Source organism: Actinomadura sp. BRA 177 (assembly GCF_013372625.1).
Taxonomy (GTDB): domain Bacteria; phylum Actinomycetota; class Actinomycetes; order Streptosporangiales; family Streptosporangiaceae; genus Spirillospora.
On sequence record NZ_JABXFD010000033.1, the window covers coordinates 1 to 506 of the forward strand.

At 80.2% G+C, this 506-nt stretch carries 2 pseudogenes; one reads left to right on the forward strand and one right to left on the reverse strand.

The window, feature by feature from the left end:
• Positions 1–209: pseudogene (locus HUX53_RS00150) on the reverse strand (hypothetical protein); the annotation flags it as partial.
• An 88-nt stretch (positions 210–297) separates the two neighbouring features.
• Here HUX53_RS00150 and HUX53_RS00145 point away from each other — a divergent pair.
• Positions 298–506, forward strand: a pseudogene (locus tag HUX53_RS00145) (hypothetical protein); the annotation flags it as partial.

Below are 506 nucleotides of genomic sequence, written 5' to 3' on the forward strand. Positions count from 1 at the left end.
TGCGGGCGGCGGCGCGGCGTGTTGGCGTGGCGGGCCGGGTCGGCGACGCCCTCGGCGCGCCGCGGCGCGCCCCGCCGCCCCTGGCGGACGATCGCGTCGACGGTGACGCGCGACACGCGGGCGAGCGCCGTCGCGGTGCCGGCCAGCAGGCCCGCCAAGAGGACAAGACCCACCGCCAGGGCGGACAGCCACGCCTGCGCCGTGCGCATCAGCCGCCGCGTTTCTCCCGCCAGGAGCCGAGGAGCTCGGCCTGCAGGCCGAGCTCCTCGGCTCCTGGCGGGAGAAACGCGGCGGCTGATGCGCACGGCGCAGGCGTGGCTGTCCGCCCTGGCGGTGGGTCTTGTCCTCTTGGCGGGCCTGCTGGCCGGCACCGCGACGGCGCTCGCCCGCGTGTCGCGCGTCACCGTCGACGCGATCGTCCGCCAGGGGCGGCGGGGCGCGCCGCGGCGCGCCGAGGGCGTCGCCGACCCGGCCCGCCACGCCAACACGCCGCGCCGCCGCCCGCA